Source organism: Kineococcus endophyticus (assembly GCF_040796495.1).
Classification (GTDB): Bacteria; Actinomycetota; Actinomycetes; order Actinomycetales; family Kineococcaceae; genus Kineococcus; species Kineococcus endophyticus.
On the sequence record NZ_JBFNQN010000005.1, the window covers coordinates 24,181 to 40,600 of the forward strand.

At 74.8% G+C, this 16,420-nt stretch carries 20 protein-coding genes; 8 read left to right on the top strand and 12 right to left on the bottom strand.

Going from position 1 to position 16,420, the window contains the following annotated elements; all coding sequences use genetic code 11:
* Positions 1-19: 19 nt before the first annotated feature.
* The 3 genes from AB1207_RS07905 to AB1207_RS07915 are packed head-to-tail and all read left to right on the top strand — an operon-like array spanning position 20 to position 3,805.
* Positions 20-685 (top strand): potassium channel family protein, encoded by a 666-nt coding sequence (locus tag AB1207_RS07905; protein WP_367637453.1) that lies wholly within the window; start codon positions 20-22, stop codon positions 683-685.
* Complete coding sequence (locus AB1207_RS07910; RefSeq protein ID WP_366173055.1) at positions 685-1,344, top strand: potassium channel family protein; 660 nt, start codon at positions 685-687, stop codon at positions 1,342-1,344. The genes AB1207_RS07905 and AB1207_RS07910 overlap by 1 nt, the downstream gene beginning before the upstream one ends.
* Positions 1,345-1,384: 40 nt before the next feature.
* Positions 1,385-3,805 (top strand): ATP-binding cassette domain-containing protein, encoded by a 2,421-nt coding sequence (locus AB1207_RS07915; RefSeq protein WP_367637454.1) that lies wholly within the window; start codon positions 1,385-1,387, stop codon positions 3,803-3,805.
* Here the strand turns inward: AB1207_RS07915 and AB1207_RS07920 are convergent.
* Both AB1207_RS07920 and AB1207_RS07925 read right to left on the bottom strand, forming a co-directional pair.
* On the bottom strand, positions 3,756-4,580 hold the full coding sequence (locus AB1207_RS07920) for an alpha/beta fold hydrolase (protein WP_367637455.1): 825 nt from the start codon (positions 4,578-4,580) through the stop codon (positions 3,756-3,758). The two genes, AB1207_RS07915 and AB1207_RS07920, sit on opposite strands and share 50 nt — an antisense overlap.
* A gap of 87 nt (positions 4,581-4,667) precedes the next feature.
* On the bottom strand, positions 4,668-5,210 hold the full coding sequence (locus AB1207_RS07925; RefSeq protein ID WP_367637456.1) for a phenolic acid decarboxylase: 543 nt from the start codon (positions 5,208-5,210) through the stop codon (positions 4,668-4,670).
* Positions 5,211-5,267: 57 nt separating this feature from the next.
* On the opposite strand from AB1207_RS07925, the gene AB1207_RS07930 reads away from it, so the two are divergent.
* Positions 5,268-5,729, top strand: a complete 462-nt coding sequence (locus tag AB1207_RS07930; RefSeq protein ID WP_367637458.1) for a MarR family winged helix-turn-helix transcriptional regulator — start codon at positions 5,268-5,270, stop codon at positions 5,727-5,729.
* 31 nt (positions 5,730-5,760) lie between these two features.
* On the top strand, positions 5,761-6,450 hold the full coding sequence (trmB, locus tag AB1207_RS07935) for a tRNA (guanosine(46)-N7)-methyltransferase TrmB (RefSeq protein ID WP_367637459.1): 690 nt from the start codon (positions 5,761-5,763) through the stop codon (positions 6,448-6,450).
* Here the strand turns inward: trmB and AB1207_RS07940 are convergent.
* The 5 genes from AB1207_RS07940 to dut all read right to left on the bottom strand — a co-directional run bounded on the left by AB1207_RS07940 (position 6,437) and on the right by dut (position 9,111).
* Positions 6,437-6,586, bottom strand: coding sequence for a hypothetical protein (locus AB1207_RS07940; protein ID WP_367637460.1), 150 nt, complete (start codon positions 6,584-6,586; stop codon positions 6,437-6,439). The two genes, trmB and AB1207_RS07940, sit on opposite strands and share 14 nt — an antisense overlap.
* A 33-nt stretch (positions 6,587-6,619) precedes the next feature.
* A complete protein-coding gene (locus AB1207_RS07945; protein ID WP_367637462.1) occupies positions 6,620-7,288 on the bottom strand; it encodes a DUF3159 domain-containing protein in 669 nt (222 codons plus the stop codon).
* Complete coding sequence (locus AB1207_RS07950) at positions 7,288-7,695, bottom strand: OB-fold nucleic acid binding domain-containing protein (RefSeq protein ID WP_367637464.1); 408 nt, start codon at positions 7,693-7,695, stop codon at positions 7,288-7,290. The genes AB1207_RS07945 and AB1207_RS07950 overlap by 1 nt, the downstream gene beginning before the upstream one ends.
* 91 nt (positions 7,696-7,786) lie before the next feature.
* Positions 7,787-8,626 carry a DUF3710 domain-containing protein gene (locus AB1207_RS07955; protein WP_367637465.1) on the bottom strand — a complete coding sequence of 280 codons (840 nt, stop codon included), beginning with the start codon at positions 8,624-8,626 and terminating at the stop codon, positions 7,787-7,789.
* The gene (gene dut, locus AB1207_RS07960) at positions 8,623-9,111 is read right to left on the bottom strand and encodes a dUTP diphosphatase (protein WP_367637834.1); all 489 of its coding nucleotides are present in this window, start codon (positions 9,109-9,111) and stop codon (positions 8,623-8,625) included. Before dut ends, AB1207_RS07955 begins: the two co-directional genes overlap by 4 nt.
* 181 nt (positions 9,112-9,292) lie before the next feature.
* Here dut and AB1207_RS07965 point away from each other — a divergent pair, with 181 nt between their 5' ends.
* Positions 9,293-9,808, top strand: coding sequence for a DUF3093 domain-containing protein (locus AB1207_RS07965; RefSeq protein WP_367637467.1), 516 nt, complete (start codon positions 9,293-9,295; stop codon positions 9,806-9,808).
* Here the strand turns inward: AB1207_RS07965 and AB1207_RS07970 are convergent.
* The gene (locus tag AB1207_RS07970) at positions 9,783-10,082 is read right to left on the bottom strand and encodes a DUF4193 domain-containing protein (protein WP_367637468.1); all 300 of its coding nucleotides are present in this window, start codon (positions 10,080-10,082) and stop codon (positions 9,783-9,785) included. The genes AB1207_RS07965 and AB1207_RS07970 overlap by 26 nt on opposite strands.
* 552 nt (positions 10,083-10,634) lie before the next feature.
* Here AB1207_RS07970 and AB1207_RS07975 point away from each other — a divergent pair.
* The gene (locus AB1207_RS07975; protein ID WP_367637469.1) at positions 10,635-10,931 is read left to right on the top strand and encodes a hypothetical protein; all 297 of its coding nucleotides are present in this window, start codon (positions 10,635-10,637) and stop codon (positions 10,929-10,931) included.
* Positions 10,932-11,009: 78 nt separating this feature from the next.
* Here the strand turns inward: AB1207_RS07975 and AB1207_RS07980 are convergent, their stop codons facing one another.
* Positions 11,010-11,837, bottom strand: coding sequence for an inositol monophosphatase family protein (locus AB1207_RS07980; RefSeq protein WP_367637470.1), 828 nt, complete (start codon positions 11,835-11,837; stop codon positions 11,010-11,012).
* Between the two features lie 3 nt (positions 11,838-11,840).
* Positions 11,841-12,971, bottom strand: coding sequence for a ferrochelatase (locus tag AB1207_RS07985; protein ID WP_367637471.1), 1,131 nt, complete (start codon positions 12,969-12,971; stop codon positions 11,841-11,843).
* 151 nt (positions 12,972-13,122) lie between these two features.
* Between AB1207_RS07985 and sepH the strand changes: the two genes are divergently transcribed.
* Positions 13,123-14,343, top strand: a complete 1,221-nt coding sequence (gene sepH, locus AB1207_RS07990) for a septation protein SepH (RefSeq protein ID WP_367637472.1) — start codon at positions 13,123-13,125, stop codon at positions 14,341-14,343.
* Here sepH and AB1207_RS07995 read toward each other — a convergent pair.
* Positions 14,318-15,508 carry an MFS transporter gene (locus tag AB1207_RS07995; RefSeq protein ID WP_367637473.1) on the bottom strand — a complete coding sequence of 397 codons (1,191 nt, stop codon included), beginning with the start codon at positions 15,506-15,508 and terminating at the stop codon, positions 14,318-14,320. The two genes, sepH and AB1207_RS07995, sit on opposite strands and share 26 nt — an antisense overlap.
* The gene (locus AB1207_RS08000) at positions 15,505-16,419 is read right to left on the bottom strand and encodes an alpha/beta hydrolase fold domain-containing protein (protein ID WP_367637474.1); all 915 of its coding nucleotides are present in this window, start codon (positions 16,417-16,419) and stop codon (positions 15,505-15,507) included. The genes AB1207_RS07995 and AB1207_RS08000 overlap by 4 nt, the downstream gene beginning before the upstream one ends.
* Position 16,420: the final 1 nt, after the last annotated feature.

Sequence of the window (16,420 nt, forward strand, 5' to 3'; positions counted from 1 at the left end):
AGACGGTAGCGTTCGGGACGTGCACTTCGTGATCATGGGCTGCGGCCGGGTCGGCTCGAGCCTGGCGCTCACCGTCGAGCAGCGGGGGCACAGCGTGGCCGTCGTCGACCAGAACGCCGACGCGTTCCGCCGGCTGGGCCCGACGTTCGCGGGTCGCCGGGTCACCGGCGTCGGCTTCGACCACGACACGCTCGTCGAGGCCGGCATCCACGAGGCCGACGCCTTCGCCGCCGTCTCCTCCGGCGACAACTCCAACATCCTCGCCGCGCGGGTGGCACGTGAGAAGTTCGACGTCGAGAACGTCGTGGCCCGCATCTACGACCCGGGCCGGGCCGAGGTCTACGAGCGCCTGGGCATCCCCACGATCGCCACCGTCCGCTGGACGTCGGACCAGGTGCTGCGCCGCCTCGTCCCCGAGGGGGCCCTCAGCGAGTTCCGCGACGCCTCCGGGCGTGTCGTGCTCGTCGAGCTGCCCGTGCACGAGGGGTGGGTCGGGCGGCCGCTGTCGGCGCTGGAGGCCGCCGCCGGTGTGCGCGTGGCCTACCTGACCCGGCTCGGGCAGGGCGTCGTGCCCGTCAAGGGCATGGCCTACCAGGAGGACGACGTCGTGCACGTCGTCGTCGCCGACGAGCGCACGACGTCCGCCGCGGCCGTCCTGGCCGCCGCACCGGAGGAGGGGGCCTGATGCGCGTCGTCATCGCCGGGGCCGGGATCGTGGGACGGTCCATCGCCCGCGAGCTGCTGGGCAACGGCCACCGCGTCCTGCTCATCGACCGCAGCCCCGCGGCCATGAAGATCACCAGCGTCCCGGACGCGCAGTGGCTGCTCGCCGACGCGTGCGAGATCTCCAGCCTCGACGAGGCCGAGCTGGCCGACTGCGACGTCGTCGTGGCCGCCACGGGCGACGACAAGGCCAACCTCGTCGTCTCGCTGCTGGCCAAGACCGAGTACGGCGTGCCGCGCACCGTGGCGCGCGTGAACAACCCCAAGAACGAGTGGCTGTTCGACGAGGCCTGGGGCGTGGACGTCGCCGTGTCGACGCCACGGCTCATGACGGCCCTCGTCGAGGAGGCCGTGAGCGTCGGCGAGCTGGTGCGGTTGTTCACGTTCCAGCAGGGCCAGGCCTCCATGGCCGAGTACACCCTCGAGGAGGGCAGCCCCGTCCTGGGCCGCACCGTCGGGGAGGTGCGGCTGCCCGAGGACACCGTCCTCGTCGCGATCGTCCGCGCCGAGCGGCCGCTGCCGCCCAGCCCCGACGACGTCCTCGAACCGGGCGACCACCTGCTGTTCCTGTCCGTCCCGGACGCCGAGGCGGAGCTGCGCACGATCCTCGCGGCCGGCTGAGGGGCTCCCCTGCAGCGGACGCCGCTGGCAGGATCGGTCCATGAGCGCGCACCCCGCCGACCGGCACGACACGATCCGGGTCCACGGGGCGCGGGAGAACAACCTGCGTGACGTGAGCGTCGACCTGCCCAAGCGGCGGCTCACGGTGTTCACCGGGGTCTCGGGCTCGGGCAAGAGCTCCCTGGTGTTCGGCACCATCGCCGCGGAGTCGCAGCGCATGATCAACGAGACGTTTTCCACCTTCGTCCAGGGGTTCATGCCCGCGCTCGGCCGTCCCGACGTCGACGTCCTCGACGGCCTGACGACGGCGATCATCGTCGACCAGCAGCGGATGGGTGGGGACGTCCGCTCGACCGTGGGGACGGCGACCGACGCGAACGCCCTGCTGCGCATCCTCTTCAGCCGCCTGGCCGAACCGCACGTGGGGGGCCCGCAGGCGTTCTCCTTCAACGTCGCCTCCGTGAGCGCCAAGGGCGCGATGACGGTCGCCAAGGGCGCGGGCCAGAAGAAGGTCGTGGCCGACTGGTCGCGCACGGGGGGGATGTGCCCGCGCTGCGAGGGCCGCGGCACCGTCGACGACCTCGACCTCAGCGAGCTGTACGACGCGTCGACGTCCATCAACGACGGCGCCATCAAGGTGCCGGGCTACTCGATGGACGGCTGGTACGGGCGGATCTACAACGGGTGCGGGTTCTTCTCCTGCGACAAGCCCGTCGGGGAGTTCACGCAGGAGGAGCTCGACGCGTTCCTGTACGCCGAGCCGGTCCGCATCAAGGTCGACGGCATCAACGTCACCTACGAGGGACTCGTGCCGAAGGTCCGCAAGTCGATGCTGTCCAAGGACGTCGACGCCCTGCAGCCGCACGTGCGCGCCTTCGTCGAACGGCTCGCGACGTTCACCACGTGCCCCGACTGCGACGGCACGCGCCTGGCCGAGGGCGCCCGGAACGCCCGCATCGGCGGGGTGAGCATCGCCGACGCCTGCCGGATGCAGGTCACCGACCTCCTGGACTGGGTGCGCGGGCTGGACGAACCCTCCGTCGCCCCGCTGCTGGAGAACCTGAGGGGCGTGCTCGAGGCGTTCGTCGAGATCGGCCTGGGGTACCTGTCGCTGGAACGGCCCGCGGGCACGTTGTCGGGCGGGGAGGCCCAGCGCGTGAAGATGGTGCGCCACCTGGGCTCCGCGCTCACCGACACCACGTACGTGTTCGACGAGCCGACCACGGGCCTGCACCCGCACGACGTCACCCGCATGAACGACCTGCTGCTGCGGTTGCGCGACAAGGGGAACACCGTCCTCGTGGTCGAGCACAAACCCGAGGTGTTCGCCGTCGCCGACCACGTCGTCGACCTCGGCCCCGGGGCGGGGTCGGCCGGCGGGACGGTCTGCTACGAGGGGAGCTTCGAGGGGTTGCGGGCCAGCGGGACGGTCACCGGCCGGCACGTCGACGACCGCGCGCAGCTCAAGGCCGCGGTGCGCACGCCGACGGGGTTCCTGCCGGTGCGCGGCGCGTCGACGAACAACCTGCGGGACGTCTCGGTCGACCTGCCGCTGGGGGTGCTGCTGGTCCTGACCGGCGTCGCCGGGTCGGGCAAGAGCTCCCTCGTCCGCGGATCGGTGTCCGGGCTCGACGGTGTCGTCACCGTGGACCAGAGCCCGATCCGCGGCTCGCGCCGCAGCAACCCGGCCACGTACACCGGGCTGCTCGAGCCGGTGCGCAAGGCGTTCGCGAAGGCGAACGGCGTGAAACCCGCACTGTTCAGCGCGAACTCGGAGGGGGCCTGCCCCACGTGCAACGGCGCGGGCGTCGTCTACACCGACCTCGCCGTCATGGCCGGCGTCGCCACGACCTGCGAGGACTGCGAGGGCCGCCGCTTCCAGGCGTCGGTGCTCGAACTCCGCCTGGCCGGCAGGAACATCGCCGAGGTGCTGGCGATGCCCGTCGAGGAGGCCGTGGAGTTCTTCGCGGCCGGCCCCTCGCGCGTCCCGGCCGCGCACACCGTCTTGGCACGGCTGGCCGACGTCGGGCTCGGCTACCTGACGCTGGGGCAGCCGCTCACCACGTTGTCCGGCGGGGAACGCCAACGGCTCAAGCTCGCCCTGCACACGGGCACGACGGGCGGGGTGCTCGTCCTGGACGAACCCACGACCGGCCTGCACCTGGCGGACGTGGCGCACCTGCTGGCGCTGCTGGACCGGCTCGTCGACGCCGGCACGTCGGTGCTCGTCGTGGAGCACCACCAGGCCGTCATGGCCCACGCCGACTGGATCGTCGACCTCGGGCCGGGAGCCGGCCACGACGGCGGCACGGTCGTCTTCGAGGGCACACCGGCCGACCTGGTGGCCGCGCGGGCGACGCTGACGGGCGAGCACCTGGCCCGCTACGTCGGCGCCGCCGACGCGGCACCGGTCAGGGCTGGAGGAAGGCGACGATCCCCTGCGCGAACCGGGGGTCGCTGAACACCGTCGCGTGGTCCCCGGAGGCCAGCTGGACGCGGGCGCCGGGAACGGCGTCGGCCAGCACCTGCGGCCGCACGGCCAGGGGGTCCTCGTCGCCGGCCACGACGAGGGTGGGCACCGCGATCGAGGCCAGGTCGATCGGGGAGGCGTGCGCGACGTCGGCCTGTGCGGCCAGGGCCAGGAGGTCGTTGCCCGTCGAGGCCGCGAACGCGCGGAACCCCTGGAGCAGGTCGTCACCGAGGTCACCCGGGTCCGCCGCGCGCAGCGCCCGGGCGAGTTCGGACGCGGGCAGGGCCCGGGTGTCCACGCCGCCGAGTTCGACCACGCCGGCCCCGACCCCACCCACGACGAGGCGGCGCAAGCGGTCGGAGTGCCCGGCCGCGACGAGGAGGGACACGACGGACCCCATCGAGTACCCCACGAGGTCGACCTGCGGCAGGCCGAGCGCGTCGAGGACCTCGAGGACGTCCTGCGCCATGCGGGCCTCGCCGTAGAAGGCGTTGTCGTGCGGGGCGTCGGAGGCTCCGTGCCCGCGCGCGTCGACCGCCAGGACGCGCCGGCCCTGCCCCAGCAGCGTCTGCGGCAGACCCGAGCGCGGCCACTCGACGAACGCGCTGGCGCTGAAGCCGTGGTGCAGCAGGACGGGCGTGGCGTCGGCCGCGCCCTCCCACTCGTACACGCTGAGCGTCAGTCCGTCGGACGTCGGAAGGCGGTGGGTGCGGTCGGGCGCCCGGAGTTCCGGGGCGGCGGGCTGTTCGGGTGCGGGGGTGCTCACGGTTCCTCCGGGGGTTCTGCGGTGGCGGGCCCACGGTAGGGCACTGACAGGAAACCTGCCATCGTCGGATGGTGTCGGTTCGTCGGGTCAGTTCGTCCGCTGCAGGAACTCCGGGTCGAGGTCGCCCGGCGCGACGGAGATGACCGACTCGTCGTCGACACCGACGTGCTCGAAGAGGGTGATGCGGGCGAACTCGGGCACGACGTGGATCGGGTAGGTGGGCCCGGCGTCGCGGAAGGCGCGCATGCGGTCGAGGTGGTCGTTCTGGAAGAGGACGGTCCTGGAGCCGTCCTCCTCGACCCAGCGCGGGAAGAAGATCGTGCCGTGCAGGCGGCGGCGCTGCGGCATGACGTCGACCACGACGGACGTGCCGGTCGGCTCGTTCCAGGACACCTTGAAGCCGTCCTCGTCGAGCTGCACCAGGTCGACGGCCTGGTCCTTGACCCAGCGTCCGCCGACCATGCCCGAGTGGATGCGGTAGTCGATGGTCGTGGCGTTCTTGACGTACATCTCGTACTGCCAGCCGTTGGCGTAGGTGTAGACGAAGCGGTGCCCCACGATGCCCGAGAGGTCCTGCGGGGGCGCGGGGTGTTCGACAGTGGTCGTGACGGGGACGTCGGTGGTCGTCATGCGGTCTATTTTGCTGACAAAACTCAGGGGGGCAACCCGAGCGGGCAGGATGGGCGCGTGACCTCCCCCACGTCCGGTGTCCCGTCCGCAGCGGGGACGGCCCGCCGGCTCGGCCCGCTGCTGGGACCGCTGCGGCGCACCGTGCTGCGCCGCAGCCGCGACCTCGCCGCGCTGCCGGACCTGCCCGAGGCGCAGGTGGAACTGCTGCGGGTGCTGGCCGGGCAGGGCGCGCAGAGCCCGAGCGGTCTCGCGGACCGGTTGCGGCTGGCCCGGCCCACCGTCAGCAACCTGCTGCGGACCCTGTCGAGCACCGGCCTCGTCGACCGCTCCCCCGGCGCCGGGCGCGCCGTCGAGGTCAGCGCCACCGACCACGCCCGCGACCTGCTGCGCCGCTACGACGCGGCGAGCGCGCGGACGCTGGAACTCGCTCTGGAACGCCTGGACACCGCCGACCGCACCACCCTCGCCGCCGCCCTGCCCGCCCTCGAACGCCTCCTGGCCGCTCTCGGCGACGACTGAGCCACCCCCGCCCGTGCCCGAGAATGGAGTGGTGAGCGCCTCCCCCGTCCCCGCCGGCACGCCCCTGCAGTCGTACAAGCTGCGCCGGGGACGGATGGGGGTCGAGCGCACGGAGGCGCTCGCCACGCACCTGCCGCGCTACGCGGTGCCGGCGGGTCCGGGTCGGCTGGACCTGCAGCACCTGTTCGGTGACGACCACCCCGTCGTGCTCGAGATCGGGTCGGGGATGGGCGACGCGACGCTCGCGATGGCCCAGGCCGATCCGGGCACGAACGTCGTCGCGGCCGAGGTGCACACCCCGGGCATCGGTGCGCTGCTGCAGGGCCTCGTGGAGCACGGCGTGGAGAACGTCCGGTTGCTCGAGGGCGACGGCCGCGAACTGCTGGACGCGCGCATCACCCCCGGGGCGCTGGCCGGGGTGCGCGTGTACTTCCCCGACCCGTGGCCCAAGGCGCGCCACCACAAGCGCCGGCTCGTGCAGCCGGACTTCGTGGCGCTCGTGGCCGACCGGCTCGCCCCGGGCGGCACCCTGCACTGCGCGACCGACTGGGAGCCCTACGCCGAGCAGATGGTCGAGGTGATCGGCGCCGACCCGCGGTTCGAGGTGTCCGCCGACCGGTCACGGCCCGCGTGGCGACCGCAGACGCGCTTCGAACGGCGTGGACTCGCGCTGGGGCACGTCGTCACCGACGTGCTCGCCACGCAGGTCAGTCGACCTTGACCAGCCGGCGGCGCTTCACGGTCCACCCCTCGGGCATGGTGCCCTCCTTGAGCATCCGCAGCGGGCACCGCCGGCACTTGTCCTTGGATTCGCAGCACTTGGACTTCGGCCAGAGGTCCTTCTTCTTCCCACCCACGCGCAGAAGGTAACAGGCCCAGGTAGGTGAGCCTCACCGCACCTGGAGCGGGGTGCGTCCCTTCAGGAGCATCGCGCCGGCGACGACGAGCCCCAGCAGGAGCAGCGGCCAGCCCAGCGCGAGCTTCGCGACGGCCAGACCGGTGGTGTTGTCGGTCAGGTACAGCGGCAGCTGGACCGCCACCCGCAGGACGTACCCGGCCAGCAGGAGCGCGGTCAGCTTCTGGCACAGCGCGACGATGCCGCGGTCCCGGCGCCACGCGGTCGGCTCCTCGGTGACGGCCCCGACGAGGAACCCCACGACGGGCCAGCGGGTGAGCATCGACACCGCGAAGGCCACCGCGAGGGCGAGGTTGAGCAGGATCCCCGGCAGGAACACGTCCTGCGCCCGGCCGGTGCGGGAGGCGACGAAGGCGGCGACCGCCGTCACGAGGATGCTGCCGAGCGCGAACTGCACCGTCTCGCGGCGGGCGACGCGCACGACGAGCGCGACGAGCATGACCGCCAGCGACGCGCCGACCGAGACCCGGAGGTCGCTCGTGGCGAGCCAGGCGATGAGGAAGGCGAGCGGCGCGACGGCGGAGTCCAGCAGCCCGCGCCACCCCCCCAGCGCCGTCGACAGGCGCAACCGGACGAGTTCCTCGACGGTCTGCGGGCCCTCGGGCGCGGTGGACGGCGTGGACCCGGCGGCGGCGTCCGCCACTACGCCTCGGCCTTCTCGGCGCACACGAGCTCGTAGACCGGGTTGAAGATCACCCGCTGGCCGTCGTCGCAGGCGACGAGCCCCTTGGCCTTGACCCGGCGCCCGGGCTCGACCCCCGCGATGCGCCGGCGCCCCAGCCAGACGAGCTGGACCGAGCCGGAGCCGTCGAACAGCTCGGCCTCGAGCGCGGGGACGCCCCCACGGGGACGCAGGGTCACCGAGCGCAGCGTCCCGCAGACGCACGCACGGGTGCGGTCGGGCACCTGGCCGCACGGGGTCCCGCCGTTGCGGACCGCGTCCTCCTGGGCCTCCTCGGCGGCGAGGTCGGAGTTCGACGCGGTGAACCGCGCCAGAGCACGGCGCCACAGGGGCGCGCCCAGCACTGAGGACTTCGACACGGCACTCACAGTAGGCCCTCCCGGTCGCCTGCGAGGTTCAACGTCAATCCCCGGGACGGTGTTCCGCGGGGTTGCGGGCAGCGGCGGCGGACGCCCGCGGTCAGCGGACCTCGGTGATCTCGGGGCCGCGCTCGAACGGGTTGAGGTCGTCGCGGCCCGAGGCCTCCTGCGCCGGGTCCTCCGAGGGGGCCGGCTGCTCGGGCAGGGCCAGCGCGATGAGCTCGCGGGGGGCCATGGCCTCGTCGCCGCGGACGACGACCGTCTTGCGCACGACGCCCTCCAGCTCCGCGGCCGCGGACGCGTCGTGCGCGGCGGGCCCGCTGAACACGGCGCGCAGGAACCAGCGCGGACCGTCGACGCCGGCGAAACGCGCCGGCTGGTGGGCCGTGCGACCGTCCTCGGTCCGCACCGGCAGGCGGCACAGCAGCTCCCGGCCGAGCGGGCCGTCCTGCTCGTCGGCCGCCCCGCCCTGCTGGACGACCGCCTCGGCGATCTCGGCGCGGATCTCGTCCCAGACCCCGCTCGAGCGCGGGGCGGCGAACGCCTGCAGCTGCACGGTGGACCCGTTCAGCCCGACGGTGACGGCGATGACGCGGCCGGAACCCTCCTCGACCTCGAAGCGCAGCTCCATGCCCTCGCGCCCCACCAGCCGCAGACCCCCGAGGGCGAGGCGGTCCTCCGCCTCGTCGACCTCGGAGACGTCGAACGGCCCCGCGGAGCGGTCGAACGCCTCCGGCGCGGGCTGCGCCTTCGCCGGCGCGTCGGCCTCGGCGGCCGCGCGGGCCTCGGGGTCGTCCACGACACCCGAGGACGCCGTGGCGGGCTCGGCACCGGCCTCGGCGGTGGTCACCGAGGTCGTGGCGTCGGCGTCGGTCGACGGTCCGGTCGCGGGGTCGCTCGGGGTGGTCTCGGCGACCTTGCGGCGGCGGAACAGGCTCACGGTCGCTCCTCGGGAGTGGTGGTGGTGGGGAAGGGGGCGGTGCTCACCAGGGCGTCGCTGCCACCCGTGGAGCCGTGGCCGCCCTCGCCGCGGGCGGAGACCGGCAGCTCCTGGACGGGCAGGAACTGGACGCGCTCGACGCGCTGGACGACGACCTGGGCCACGCGGTCGCCCGCCCGCAGCTCGACGGCCTCGCGCAGGTCGGTGTTGAGCAGCGTGACGCGCACCTCGCCGCGGTACCCGGCGTCCACCGTCCCGGGCGAGTTCAGGACGGTCAGACCGCGCTTGGCGGCCAGGCCCGAGCGCGGGACGACGAAGGCGACGTGCCCGTCGGGCAGCGCGAGCGAGACCCCGGTCGGCACCGTCACGCGCTCCCCCGGCCCGACGACCACGTCGACGCGCGTCGTGAGGTCGGCGCCGGCGTCGCCGGCGTGGGCGTACGTCGGCAGGGCCTGCGGGACGGCCAGGAGCACGGGCACCGGCAGGGGTGCCGGAACCGCCTCGGCCTGCGGGAACGCGTCGGTCACGGGGCTCGACCCTACCCGTCACGGGCCGTGCGGTCCCGCCCCGGTCCACGGGCCGGCCGACGTCCCGGTCGACGTCCCGGTCAACGTCCCGGTCAACGTCCCGGTCCACCGCGCCGCACGCGCGTGCGACCCTGGGCTCGTGTCGAGCGCGACCAGCCCCTCCCCGTCCCCGCAGCCGTCCGAGGGACCCGTGCGGGGCGACACGGCCTGGGACGGCCGTGAGACGTGGTGGCCGGCGGTCACGTCGTGGTTGTCCTGGCTGCCCGCCGTCGTCGGGGGCGCGCTCGTGGCGCTGCCGATCTGGGGGACGCAGGGAGCCCTCGTGGGCGCGGTCGTGGGGGCCGTGCTGGCCGTCGGGGTCCTGCTGAGCCTGTCGTGGACCACGCGGCTGACCGAGACGGAGTTCCGGGTGGGACGGGCGACGTTGCCGCTGTCCGTGGTCTCCGGGGTGGACGTCATCGCCCGCCGGGAGCGCCGGACCGCGCTGGGGCCCGGGCTCGACGCCCGGGCCCACCTCGCGATCCGGTCCTGGATCGGACCCGCCGTGCGGATCCACCTGGACGACCCGGCCGACCCCACCCCCTACTGGGTGGTGTCGACCCGCCGCCCGCAGCGCCTGGCCGCCGAGATCAGGCGGCGCAGTCGTTGCAGATGATCTTCCCGTCGCCGGAGTCGTGCAGCTGGCTGCGGTGCACCACGAGGAAGCAGCTGGTGCACGTGAACTCGTCCTGCTGACGCGGGAGGACCCGCACCGACAGCTCCTCGTTGGACAGGTCCGCGCCCGGCAGCTCGAAGCCCTCGGCCGCCTCCGTCTCGTCCTCGTCGACGGCGCCCGAGCTCTTGTCGGTGCGACGGGCCTTGAGCTCCTCGATGGAGTCCTCGTTCAGCTCGTCGTCGTTCTTGCGCGGTGCGTCGTAGTCGGTCGCCATGACCTCGCCTCACACTCCATGCCTTCTCGGCGTCCGTCGTCCTCGTCCTGCAGGACGTGCTGGTCTTCCTGCTTCTTCCGCCGGTTCCCGCGCGTCGTGCCGGCACCGGGTCCCCGGTGCGGCGGGGACAACGCCCCGACCGCCCGATCCATGCCCGGGACCAGTCCCTCCCCGCCCCCTGCGTCCCCCCGCGCTGAGCGCGAGCGAGCACGCATCATGACCTACCCGCGGCCCGGACTCGAACGGGGGCGGGTCGCGTGTCGCGCCGCAACCCCCCAGGGCCGGGACCACCCGAACGGGTCAACGTCCGGGAACCAGGTGTCACGTACGTCACTTCCGCGCTCCGGCAACGGCTTTCGCAGCACCGGCCCTCGGTACCGCCGTTCGGGGGGCTGTCCACAGCCGGGACACCCTGGGAGTTGGACGAGCGGCCGCCGAGCCGTAGTGTGCTCGCGTCCCCGCCGATCCGGTCGTCCGTCCCGCGCCCCGCGCCCGGGACGGAGCGCACGGCCGAGAGGAGCTCCCGACGCCCCGCAGGGAGGTGCCGTGCCCGTGCACGAACCCAGCACGTCCGTAGAGACCTCGCCCACGTTCGTGGCCGAGCTGTCCGACCGCGTCCAGCGCACGCGCGCGACCATCGACTCCGCCGCCGCCGCCGGTGACGACGACCTCGCCCAGGCTCTGCTGGACGACCTCGAGGCCCTCGTGGACCTCGCCACCGCGCACGACGTGGCGCTGCCCGACACCGTCGCCTACCTGGCCAGCCAGCCCGGGCGGACCGTCGTCGACGTCCGCTCCACCGACCAGCGCGCCGACGTGCACGCCGCTGCGGAGTGCGCGCCTGCCTGACCCCTTCCGCTTCCCGCGGGACCGACGAAGAGCCTGACCCTCCGGTGGAGGGTCAGGCTCTTGCGCGTCGTGCGGGCCTCAGCCCAGGCCGAGCGTCTCGCGCAGGACGGGGTGCAACCCGGCGCCGGCCGCGATGAGGCCGTGCGTCCCGGCCGCCCCGCCGGCGAAGTCCGTGACGAGGGCTCCGGCCTCCCGGGCCACGAGCCAGCCGCCGGCGAAGTCCCAGGGGTTGAGCCCGAGCTCGTAGTAGGCGTCGACGCGGCCCGCGGCCACGGCGCACAGGTCCAGCGAGGCCGTGCCGATCCGGCGCAGGTCGCGCACCTGCGGCAGCAGCCGCGCCACGACGGCGGCCTGCTCGGCCCGGCGGGCCGCGTGGTAGCCGAAGCCCGTCGCCACGAGCGCCTGCCCGAGGTCCGGGCCGGCGCCGGCGTGCAGCGGGTGCACCCCGCGGGCGTCGGTCAGCGTCGCACCGGCACCTGCGCCGGCCGACCACGTCTCCCCCGCCGAGGGGTCGACGACGGCCGCGGCCAGCACCGTCCAGGAGTCCGGGTCCGGGGGCCCGGCCGGGTCGTGGGAGACCACGGCGACGCTCACGGCGTAGGAGCGCAACCCGTAGAGGTAGTTGACCGTCCCGTCGATGGGGTCGACCACCCAGGTGAGCCCGCTGCTGCCCGCCTCGTAGCCCTCCTCCTCGCCCAGCAGCCCGTCGTGCGGGCGGGCGGCGCGCAGACGCTGGCGCAGCAACTGCTCGGAGGCGGTGTCCATGGCGGTGACGACGTCGGTCGGGCTCGACTTCGTCGCGGCCACCTCGACGCGGTCGGGGCGGCCGGCCGAGATCAGCTCACCGGCCGCGGTGGCGACCTCGACGGCCAGCCGCCGCAGCTCGGCGGTCGGGGGCTGCTCCACGGCTCAGGACCCGGCCGGGACGGGCGCGCGCCAGTCCTCGCCCGTCGCGGCCGGCACGGACGCGCGCAGGTTCCGGCAGCAGTCCACGGGGCACACGGTGTGCGAGGGCGGCAGCCCACCGGCCACCGGGCGCTCGGGCTCCTCACCGCGGGCCTGGGCGGCCCGCTCCTCGACGAGGTCGACGAGGCCGGCGACGAACTGGGACGTGGCGCCGACGGTCGCGGCCCGGGCGAACGGCAACCCGATCTCCCCGGCCGTCTCCGCGGCCTCGGTGTCGAGGTCGAACTTGACCTCCATGTGGTCGCTGACGAAGCCGATGGGGGCCACGACGACGCCCGGGACGCCGTCCGCGTGCAGCGCGCGCAGGTGGTCGTTGACGTCCGGCTCGAGCCAGGGCTGACTGGGCGGGCCGCTGCGCGAGCAGTAGGCGAGGTCCCACGCCAGCTCGCGGCCGAGGCGCTCGGAGGCGCGGCGGGCGACCTCGCCGGCCACGTCGAGGTGCTGGCGGACGTAGGCCCCACCGCCGGCCGCCGGCGGGCCCGAGACGTCGTTCATGGCGTCGGGGATGCTGTGGGTGACGAAGACCACACGGGCACTCGCCCGCGCGTCCTCGGGCAGCCGCTCCACCGCGTCGGCGACGGCGGCGGCGTTCACGTCGACGAAGGCCGGGTGGTTGAAGTAGTGCCGGATCTTGTCGACCTCGAGGCTGCGGCCCTCCTCGGCCAGCACCCCCAGGGCCTTGCCGAGGTCCTCGCGGTACTGCCGGCAGCTGGAGTACGAGGAGTAGGCGCTGGTGAAGACCGTCAGGACCTTCCGGGCGCCGTCCTCGTGCGCGGCGCGCAGCACGTCGGTGACGTACGGCTCCCAGTTCCGGTTGCCCCACAGCAGGGGGAGGTCGCCCAGACCGCGCGCGTCGAACTCGGCCCGCAGCGCGGCCAGCAGTTCCTTGTTCTGGTCGTTGATGGGGCTCTTGCCGCCGAAGTGGAGGTAGTGCTGGGCCACGTCCTCGAGGCGTTCGCGGGGGATGCCCCGGCCACGCGTCACGTTCTCGAGGAACGGCATCACGTCGTCGGGACCCTCCGGCCCGCCGAAGGACTGCAGCAGGACGGCGTCGTACGGCTTCACGTCGCTCACCGCGCCATCATCCACTCCCGCAGCCCTCCTCCGCCCCCGGGGCCACCCTGCGCGGCTCGTCCCGTCCCGCCGTCCGCACGGGGTGGGGCCGGAGGTGGCAGAGTGCATCCGCGATGATGGCCCGCACCACGCTTCCTGGAGGGCGCCCCACATGCAGGACCTGAGGCTCGTCGGGGTCCACGACGACGGAGAGCACGTCGTGCTCGTCGGCACCGACGGCAGCCGTTACCGGCTGCGGGTGGACGAGGCGCTGCGCGCCGCCGTGCGCCGCGACCGGGCCCGGCTGGGCCAGCTGCAGATCCAGATGGAGGCGCAGCTGCGCCCCCGTGACATCCAGGCGCGCATCCGCGCGGGCGAGACGGCCGAGGAGGTCGCCGCCGCCGGCGGGCTCAGCGTCGAGCACGTCCGCCGGTACGAGGGCCCAGTCCTCGCCGAGCGCGCCCACGTCACCGGCCTGGCCCGGCGGACGCCGTACGGCCGCTCCGGCGTCGCCGGGACGCTCGACGACGTCGTGGTCGCCCGGCTCTCCGCCCGCGCCGTCGACCCCGAGGGCGCGCGCTGGGACGCCTGGCGCACCGAGGACGGCGGCTGGGTCGTCCAGTGCGAGTTCGTCGCCGGTGGACGCGGCCGCGTGGCCCGATGGGGCTTCGACCCCGTCGCACGCGTGCTGTCCGCCCACGACGACGAGGCGCGCTGGCTCTCGGAGGAGGAACCGGCCGAACCCGGTCCCCTGCCGGCCCGGCGCCTGGTCTCGGTGGCCGGTGACGGTCCGCGGTCGGGGTCCGGGACGGGTTCCGAACGCGTCTACGACGTCGAGGCCGACGGCGGCGTGCGCGCGAACCTGGCCGGTCAGGACACGACGGACGACCTCCTCGAGGCGCTCGACTCCGCCCGCGGCGTCCGTCCCGAGCAGGGTCCGGCCACGCCGTCGCGCGACCAGCCGTCTCCCTCGTCCTCGCCATCGCCCTCGTCGGCGGCGCCGCGGGTGGACGCGCTGGTGGCCGACCCGCCGCCCGCGCACCCGGCCGACTCCGCCCCCGGGGACGTCGTCGACCGGACGGTGCTGCCGGCCCCCGAACCGTCGGACGAAGACGGGCAGGAGGCCGCGCAGCAGGTCGAGGCGGACGTTCCCGCCGACGAGCCGGCGGTGGAGCCCTCCGCGCACTCCACTGCTCGGCCCGCCGAGGAGCCCGCGGTCGAGCCGGAGACCGCAGCCGCCGCCGACGAACCGGCGCCGGACCCGCAGGCTCCTCAGGAGACGCCGGCCGAACCGCGGCGCCGCAACCGGTCCGCGCGCCGGGGGTCGGCCGCGGCCAAGCGCCCCAGCGTCCCGAGCTGGGACGACATCATGTTCGGGACGAAGAAGGACTGACCGGCGCCGGTCCGTCCACGGCCGGCACGCGGATCCAGCGCGCCAGCACCGCGACGAGGAGCGACGTCACGACGAGCAGGCCGAGGGCCGCGCGCAGGGACGTCAGCTCGGCCAGCGCGCCCACGAGGGGTGGCCCGACGAAGAACGCGGGCCACTCCCCGAGGTTCACGAACGTCACCGCGCGCCCAGCGGAGACGTCGGGCTGGTTGCCCGCCAGCCCCATGACGGTGGGGAACACGCACGCGCAGCCGACCCCGACGAGGGCGAAGCCGACGAGCGCGGCGGGCACGCTGCCGGACAGGACCGCCAGCAGGACGCCCGCGGCCGTCGTCGCGGCCGACACCTGGACGAAGCGGACGCGGCCGAGCCGGTCGACGACGCGGTCCCCGACCGTGCGCATGGCGGCGATGGCCAGGGAGTAGCAGACCAGGGTCAGCGACCCGACCGCGACGCTCGCCCCGAGAGAGACGGAGAACTGCGCGCTCCACTGCACGGCCGACCCCTCGGTGACGGCCCCGAGGAGGGCCAGCACCGCGAGCAGGACGACCTGTCGCGTCGGCCGCTCCCGCCGCCCCGTGCGCTCCCGAGCGGGACGGGCGGGGTCGGTGTCCCCGCGTGGGACGGCCCGCCGGGTGGCCAGCAGCGCGACGGCCAGGACGGCGTTGCAGGCCAGCACCTGCGCCCACGGGTCGACGCCCCACGCCCCCGCCGCGACCCCCGCGAGCCCGCCGCCGAGCTGGCCGGCGCTGAACCCGGCGTGGAAGGACGACATCGTGCTGCGCCCGTAGCGCCGCTCGACGACGACGGCGAGGGCGTTCATCGGCCCGAAGAGGAGCCCGACGGCGGCCCCCTGCAGCGCCAGTGCGACGACGAGGACGGCCGGGGTGGGCGAGGCCGCCGCGCACGGCGCCACGACCAGCAGGAGCACGGCACCGGCCAGCGCCAGCACCCGCGGTCCCGTGCGGCCGATGACCCGGGTCAGCACGAGCAGCGCCAGCAGCGTGCCCACCGGCTGCGCGAGGACGACCAGACCCCACTGCGCGTCCCCCAGCCCCAGGTCGGCCTTGACCGTCGGGATGCGCCCCGCCCAGCCGCCCGTCACGGCCCCCGCCACGACGAACAGGACGAGGACGGCGACGCGGGCCTGCCGGCGGGTCGCGCTCACGCCAGGTGCTCGCGCAGGAAGCCGTCGACGAGGTCGAGCAGGGCCGGCGACCAGAACGGCGGCCCACCGTGGTCGGCGCCCTCGAGGCGCACGAGGTCGACGCGCTGCCCCGCCGCCTGCAACGCCTCGGTGAGCAGGACGCTCTGCCCGAACGGCACGAGCCGGTCGCCCCTGCCGTGGACGACGAGGAACGGCGGCAGGTCCCGCCCGGGGCGCACGTGCGCGGCGGCGACGGTCGGCGCGACGAGGTCGGGGCGCTCGCTGACCCGGTGCCCGCCGATGAGCAGGCCCTCCGGGGAGTCCGGCGCGTCGTGGTCCATCGCCGACGGCTCGGCGCTCATGGCGGCGATGTCGGTCGGGCCGTAGAAGTCCACGACGGCCCGCACGCCCAGGGGCCCCTCCCCGCCCTCGTCGGGGTGGACGAACGCCGGGTCGCCGTCGGTGAGGGCCGCGAGCACGACCGTGTGGCCGCCGGAGGAGTCGCCCCACAGCGCCGTCCGCGCGGGGTCGACCCCGAACTCCCCGGCGCGCCGGTGCAGGAACCGGACGGCGGCGCGCAGGTCGAGCACCTGCGCGGGGAACGGCGCGACCGTCGACGGGCGGTAGGCGATCGTCGCGACGGCGTACCCCCGGGCGGCGAAGGCGGTGAGCGCCGGGAGGTTCAGGCCCAGCTCCTGCTCGAACCACGCCGACCCCTGGACGTGCACGACGAGCGGCAGCGACGTGCGCTCCCCCGGCGGGACGAGCAGGTGCAGGACGAGGGAGCGGCCGTCGCGGTGGGCGTACTCGACGCCGAGGCGCGCGGTGCCGTGGACGGGGTCGTGGTCGGCGGTCAGCGTCCGCATCCCCGGGGCGCTGCGCGCGGAGTCGGGGAACGGCGGCAGCGGGGGGCGGCGGAGGGGGGTGCGCACG